We start from the raw sequence: 6,257 nt of genomic DNA, 5'->3' as shown, positions 1-6,257 counted from the left end.
CTCTCAATTCTGTCAAAGAACTCGTGAAAGTAGAGAACTCTCGTGTGGTTTTCTTTATGCCTTCGCCATCCACGGTGGCTACTACTACTTTCTTGTGTACGTCTATGCCGCATCCCCTGGATACGACCTGGGTAAATGTAATCTGTTCCATAGTCTTAATCTTTAGTTGGTTATAACCAAAGCTAAGGGCCTTTGCTAACTTTTACATTATCTTTGGCGTCTTTTTTACGTCATGGGGGTTTCATAATAACAAATTTAATTAATAACTTAAATCTCAAGTCAAATCTATGATTTAATATTATTATGGAATGTTGTTATTATTATATAGCTATCCGGAGTTATTAAATGGTTATAAGAGGTTATTATCCGAAACAAGTCCTTCCGCATGGTCATACCAGTCATATAGCGATGAGTAAACCTTATTTATAAAGTCTTGAAAATGTTTTTATATCGTAATTTATGGGATTTATGTGTTTTCGGAATAATGGCATTTATTTAATCAAACTGCTATAAAAAAGAAAAGGTTGTCATCCCGACAACCAATCTTCATTGTTAACCTTAAATCTAATACTATGAAAAACACATTACAAAGATAAGGGGCGTCCGGGAATATTCCAAATAATCACAAGTGTTATTTTAACAGTTTAAATTTGTTTAACGGAGACCTTGGGAATATCTGTCCAAATGTTAAATATCCTTGCGTATTATAAACAAATAAAAAAGGCCTGAAGCCAGACCTTTTTATATATTTCATTGATTATTAAGTATTATAGTTATCTGTTTACGATATCCATAGTATCCGAAGCAATCATAAATTCTTCATCAGTTGGTACAACCATCACTTTTATTTTAGAATCCGGTGTGGTAATTACCGCCTCTTCCCCATAAATCTTCATATTTTTCTCTGTGTCGAGTTTTATTCCCAGAAATTCTAAGTCGAGACAGATTTCTTCTCTAAGGTAAACGGCATTTTCTCCTATACCTCCTGTGAAAAGTAAGATATCAAGACCTCCCAAAGCTGCCGTATACGCCCCTATATATTTCTTGATACGGTAGAGGAACATATCATAGGCTAATTTGGCCTTTTCGTTTCCTTCAGCAATGGCAGCTCTGATTTCACGCATATCAGATGAAACGCCTGAAACTCCTAGCAAACCACTATGTTTATTTACGAGAGTAGAAATTGCCTGTGTGCCAATATTTTCTTTTTCCATTATGAATGAGATTATACCTGCATCCACATCTCCCGAGCGTGTACCCATCAACAAGCCTTCGACGGGGGTCATACCCATCGATGTGTCTACAGAAACACCTCCTTTAATAGCAGCCAGAGAGCCGCCATTACCGATATGTGCTGAAATAATCCGTTGCTCCTCGTATGGAATACCCAGCGATTCACAAGCCTTACGCGAAACATAACGATGACTCGTACCATGGAATCCGTAACGACGGATGGCATATTTCTGATATAGTGAATATGGCAGACCATACATATATGCCTTTGGCGGCATTGTCTGATGAAAAGCTGTATCGAATACACCCACCTGAGGAATATCCCCCATCAGTTCTTTTACAGCATAGATACCTGCCAGATTGGGTGGATTGTGTAATGGGGCAAGCTCTATGCATTCCTCCATCTTTTTAATCACCTCATCTGTGATAAATACACTGCTGTTGAATTCTTCTCCCCCATGTACTACGCGGTGGCCTACAGCATCTATTTCACTTAATGATTTTATACAGCCATATTTTTCACTAAGAAGGACTCCGAGAATATATTCTATACCGGCCTGATGCTCGAGTATTTCTCCTTCAAGTACAACTTTATCTCCGTTAGCAGCAGGAAATTTAAGGAAGGAACCTTTCAGTCCTATCTTCTCTACACCTCCCTGAGCCAAAACTTCCTTGCTTTCCATATCGAAAAGCTTATATTTTATAGACGAACTACCACAGTTCAATACTAATATCTTCATACTGTTAAATTAAATTGTTTGGACCAAGTTGTTTTCCTGTTTCATCATAGACATAGAATCCTCTTCCCGAAGATACGCCTAACTGCTTAGAACGGTACAGGCGCCACAAAATCGGAGCAGCCTTATATTTTTTGTCCCCGTATTCATGGAACATGTCTTCCATCAGCATAACCAGTTTCTCAATGCCTACGATATCGGCAAGGTGAAAGATACCATAACGCTGGCCGTAAATAATAGTGAATTCTTTGTCTATATCTTCAAGCGATGCCACATTTTCCATCCAGATATTACATGCCTCGTTCAGCATTATTATCATCAGGCGGAAACTCACAAGACCACTGCTTTCATGTACCGGAATCGGCGTATATTTAATCATATTGGCAAACAGATATATCTTATCTACTGCCTCTTGTGATGTAAATGTACCTCTTACTACTTCCAGTAGACGGGCATCGGTATGTGTAATCGGGAAATGAAGGCTTATGCAGCGCGCTTTATGCGTCAGTTCTGCTGCCAGCTCGCTTATAATGACAGTAGTGGCGTTCGTAGCAATAATCGCATCGGGAGCTAGTACCAGTTCCAGGTTTCTGAAAACCTCCTTACGAAGTTCGGTGCTGCGTTCTCCGTTCGCTTCGTAACGGATACATTCTATCACAAAGTCGCATCCTTTGAGGTCACTGTAATTGAGAGAGCCTTTTATACGCCCCATAGTGGCTCGTTTCTCACTTTGGGTCAAACCCCAGTTTTCAATCTTGGTATCCAGTCCGTGGCCAATATCTTTGAGTGCTTCCTGAATTCTTTCTTCCGAAACTTCTATGAAAACAACCTCCATCCCCGATAAAGCCGTAAGGCTAACAATATGTCTGCCATCACGCCCACAGCCAACAACTCCGATTTTGGAGAAAAGAGACCTTTTCTTATGTTTATTGCTTAACCCGTATTCTTCAATAGGTTCTATGATTTCTGCCATATATAATTTATTGATTGTTACTTATTCTTTGCCGCTATGGCCTGATTTGCCGCTATAGCCACCATGTTATAAACATCACTCACTGAACATCCGCGCGAAAGGTCGTTTACCGGAGCTGCCATTCCTTGCAGAATAGGGCCAACGGCCTCTGCATTACCCAAACGCTGAACTAGTTTATATGCAATATTTCCCACTTCGAGTGAAGGGAAAACAAGTACATTGGCATGTCCTGCGACTTTACTGCCGGGTGCTTTTTGCTGACCTACAGACGGCACTAAAGCTGCATCGGCCTGCAATTCCCCGTCGATATTCATTGTCGGGTCAATTTTCTGTGCAAGCTGGGTTGCTTCTATTACTTTGTCTACCATCGGATGTTTTGCGCTTCCTTTTGTCGAAAAACTCAATATGGCTACCTGAGGCTCTTCCCCGACCAATGCACGGGCTGTCTGGCCTGTTGCGACTGCGATCTCAGCCAATTGAGATGAGGTCGGGTCAGGTGTAACAGCGCAGTCGGCTACAACAAGCAACCCGTCTTTACCGTACTGTTTCTGAGTTGTAAACATTAAAAAAGCACCTGAGACCACACTGATTCCGGGTGCTGTTTTTATAATCTGAAGCGCAGGACGAAGCACATCGCCTGTCGTATTTTGTGCGCCGGCTATCTCTCCGTCGGCGTCTCCGTTCTTTATCATCAGGCAACCGATGTACAATGGGTCTTCGGCCAGTTTAGAGGCTTGCTCAATTGTCATGCCCTTGGCTTTTCTCAATTCGAAAAGGAGATTGGTATAAGTTTCCTTATTTTCATAGTTCTGAGGGTCAAGAATTGTTGCTTTGTCTATATTTTTCAGGTTCAAACTTGCTGCCAGTTCCTTTACCTCTTTTGTATTCCCTATAAGAATAATTTCAGCAACTCCGTCTGCCAATAACTGATCGGCAGCTGTTATAGTTCTTACCTCTGTTCCTTCGGGAAGGACAATACGTTGTTTGTTTGCCTTGGCCCTTTCTACAATTTGTTTAATTAAGTCCATATAATAGATGTTTTTACTTGTGTTCTTGTGCAAACGGGATATCACGTGATTTTTTACGCGTGCGCAAATATACTAAAAATGCAAACTAGAGATTGCATTTTTGCATGGGAATAATCGTTTTAAATGCAAAATATACTAAAAAAGCGAGTAGAAATAAATGCATGAAAAGATTTTACTATGAGTAACCGGAAGTAAATAATAGCCATTATTTTAGTATTTACAACTTATTCAATTATTATCTTAAAACCTGGCCGGTTTTGTATCTTTCGCATATATTCTTATCTGTCACTTTATACCTCCTTGATAAATTTTCATTCCGAGAATTATTGTTCCGAATAGCTAATCAGGGGGCCGTCTCTGACTACAGTTAATTTAATCGGAATAAGGAATATTCAGTATCCAGTTTCTGACCATATCCTTGTCAAAAACCTTTCCGATAACCTTGTATTTCGAATCATTTAAAGGATTACGCCCTATCAGGGGCTCTGACATTACCCCGATTTTAGGCTTATAATAGTTGGCATGTACAAAAGACATTTTATCATTTATATAATAAATATAACCTACATGAGAATCCAGCCCGACAATGTATAATCCTTCGCCCTTCGATTCCATATAGGCTATAACATCTTTCATCGGCTTTTGTTGAAAACGCCTGATATCTGTTGATACTTTTTTTATCAAATATTCCGATGCCTGTTGCGCCCACTTTATACGGGGGATATTAAAACCCATATCGCGCAGGGTAGTGGTAATAAAATAACCGCAGGCAATACTCCCTTCTTTCGGAGTCTGGCTATGTCCGTGAAATGTCCACGGCGTACCGTACCACGACAGGAAGAAATCATCAGAGATAGCTAACAAATATTTTTGTGCTTTACTCACAATGCTATCCTGGCTTTCTTTATTGCTTTTGTTCATTTCGTATTCCTTTCTGAAAAGATCCCTTGTTTCGAGGATTTCTTTTTTCAGTTCGGAATAAGATTTCGAAGGCTGTTGAACTTCTGTTACTTCTTTAATCTCCACATTATCTTCCTGCTTGTTTGCCTTTGAGGAACAGGAAAACAAAAGGGAGAGTGTAAGTATTGCGAAGTTTCGTAACATTGATTAATCTATAAACCGTTTTGTTATATCCCCGAAATAATCGATACGTCTGTCCCGAAAGAATGGCCACCAGCGTCTTACCTGTTCGGAGCGTTTCATATCTATTTCCACCATCCGGACTTCTTCTTTGTCGTTCGTAGCCTGCCATAGTATTTCTCCCTGAGGGCCAGCCACAAAGCTGTTTCCCCAGAATGTTATACCATTTGTTTGTCCCGACGGGTCTGGTTCATAACCTGTACGGTTGACAGATACCACATGCAGTCCATTTGCTACGGCATGTCCCCGTTGGGAGATTACCCATGCCCCTAGCTGGCGGTCTTTTTCTTCCTGCGAGTCGGTCGATTCCCAACCTATGGCTGTAGGATAGATGAGTAAATCGGCTCCTGCCATTGCCATCAGGCGGGCAGCCTCAGGGTACCACTGATCCCAGCAAACCAGTACACCTAGTTTCCCCAGAGATGTTTCAATGGGTTTGAATCCCAGGTCTCCCGGAGTGAAATAGAATTTTTCATAATAGGCAGGATCATCGGGAATGTGCATCTTGCGGTATTTTCCGGCAATGGTCCCGTCCTTTTCCATTACCACAGCCGTATTGTGATACAAGCCCGGTGCACGGCGCTCAAAGAGGGAGAGGACAATAACGACTCCGAGTTCTTTTGCCAGTGCTCCAAACTCGTCAGTCGACGGGCCGGGAATTGTTTCGGCAAGGTCGAAAATATTAGTATCTTCTACCTGACAGAAATACAGAGAATTATGTAACTCTTGCAAAACGATAAGTTGTGCGCCTTGTTTTGCAGCTTCCCTGACTTTATCTTTCAGGTTATTTATATTTTGTTTTATATCCGGCGTATTGGCCTGCTGTATAATTCCTATTTTCATATTATTTTAGTTACAAGTTTTTAGCGCTTCGCCCCATTGGCACATTGGCTTATTTACATATTGGCAAATTAATTACTTAATCCGGCAACTTAATTGTATCGGGCGACATTTCTATATGTTTTTCGAATTCTTCTATTCGCAGTTGTATATCATCCAGAAATTCCTGTGTACAGCCACCTTTCTTAGCATCTTCATAATATCTTTTCAGTAGAGGCAGGAACAGTATATCATTCCCTGAAAAAACCATTGCAGGAACGTCATTCTTTATGCATCTGAACAATAATGCTTTCTGATCTTTCATCT

Annotated in this window: 6 protein-coding genes; all 6 read right to left on the bottom strand. The window is 40.7% G+C overall.

Annotated elements, in window-relative coordinates; genetic code table 11:
* Positions 1-773 precede the first annotated feature (773 nt).
* The 6 genes from IR083_RS22470 to IR083_RS22445 all read right to left on the bottom strand — a co-directional run bounded on the left by IR083_RS22470 (position 774) and on the right by IR083_RS22445 (position 6,255).
* Positions 774-1,973 (bottom strand): acetate kinase, encoded by a 1,200-nt coding sequence (locus IR083_RS22470; RefSeq protein WP_194226016.1) that lies wholly within the window; start codon positions 1,971-1,973, stop codon positions 774-776.
* Positions 1,974-1,977: 4 nt separating this feature from the next.
* Positions 1,978-2,943: a 3-hydroxyacyl-CoA dehydrogenase family protein gene (locus IR083_RS22465; protein WP_006800104.1), complete on the bottom strand. Its 966-nt coding sequence runs from the start codon at positions 2,941-2,943 to the stop codon at positions 1,978-1,980.
* 17 nt (positions 2,944-2,960) lie between these two features.
* Positions 2,961-3,971 carry a phosphate acetyltransferase gene (gene pta / locus IR083_RS22460; protein WP_194226015.1) on the bottom strand — a complete coding sequence of 337 codons (1,011 nt, stop codon included), beginning with the start codon at positions 3,969-3,971 and terminating at the stop codon, positions 2,961-2,963.
* A 372-nt stretch (positions 3,972-4,343) separates the two neighbouring features.
* The gene (locus IR083_RS22455; RefSeq protein WP_006800102.1) at positions 4,344-5,075 is read right to left on the bottom strand and encodes a hypothetical protein; all 732 of its coding nucleotides are present in this window, start codon (positions 5,073-5,075) and stop codon (positions 4,344-4,346) included.
* A gap of 3 nt (positions 5,076-5,078) precedes the next feature.
* Positions 5,079-5,954, bottom strand: a complete 876-nt coding sequence (locus IR083_RS22450) for a carbon-nitrogen hydrolase (protein ID WP_194226014.1) — start codon at positions 5,952-5,954, stop codon at positions 5,079-5,081.
* Between the two features lie 76 nt (positions 5,955-6,030).
* On the bottom strand, positions 6,031-6,255 hold the full coding sequence (locus IR083_RS22445) for a hypothetical protein (RefSeq protein ID WP_194226013.1): 225 nt from the start codon (positions 6,253-6,255) through the stop codon (positions 6,031-6,033).
* Positions 6,256-6,257: the final 2 nt, after the last annotated feature.

The organism is Dysgonomonas sp. GY75, assembly GCF_015234155.1.
In the GTDB taxonomy this organism is placed as follows: domain Bacteria; phylum Bacteroidota; class Bacteroidia; order Bacteroidales; family Dysgonomonadaceae; genus Dysgonomonas; species Dysgonomonas gadei.
Note: the sequence above shows the minus strand (reverse complement) of the source record. Positions and strands in the feature narration are given on the sequence as shown.

What these genes read in the sequence shown, in the direction of transcription:
- IR083_RS22465 (WP_006800104.1), bottom strand. Translation starts at nt 2,943, where the DNA reads ATGGCAGAAATCATAGAACCTATTGAAGAATACGGGTTAAGCAATAAA.
- IR083_RS22445 (WP_194226013.1), bottom strand. Translation starts at nt 6,255, where the DNA reads ATGAAAGATCAGAAAGCATTATTGTTCAGATGCATAAAGAATGACGTT.
- IR083_RS22455 (WP_006800102.1), bottom strand. Translation starts at nt 5,075, where the DNA reads ATGTTACGAAACTTCGCAATACTTACACTCTCCCTTTTGTTTTCCTGT.
- pta (WP_194226015.1), bottom strand. Translation starts at nt 3,971, where the DNA reads ATGGACTTAATTAAACAAATTGTAGAAAGGGCCAAGGCAAACAAACAA.
- IR083_RS22470 (WP_194226016.1), bottom strand. Translation starts at nt 1,973, where the DNA reads ATGAAGATATTAGTATTGAACTGTGGTAGTTCGTCTATAAAATATAAG.
- IR083_RS22450 (WP_194226014.1), bottom strand. Translation starts at nt 5,954, where the DNA reads ATGAAAATAGGAATTATACAGCAGGCCAATACGCCGGATATAAAACAA.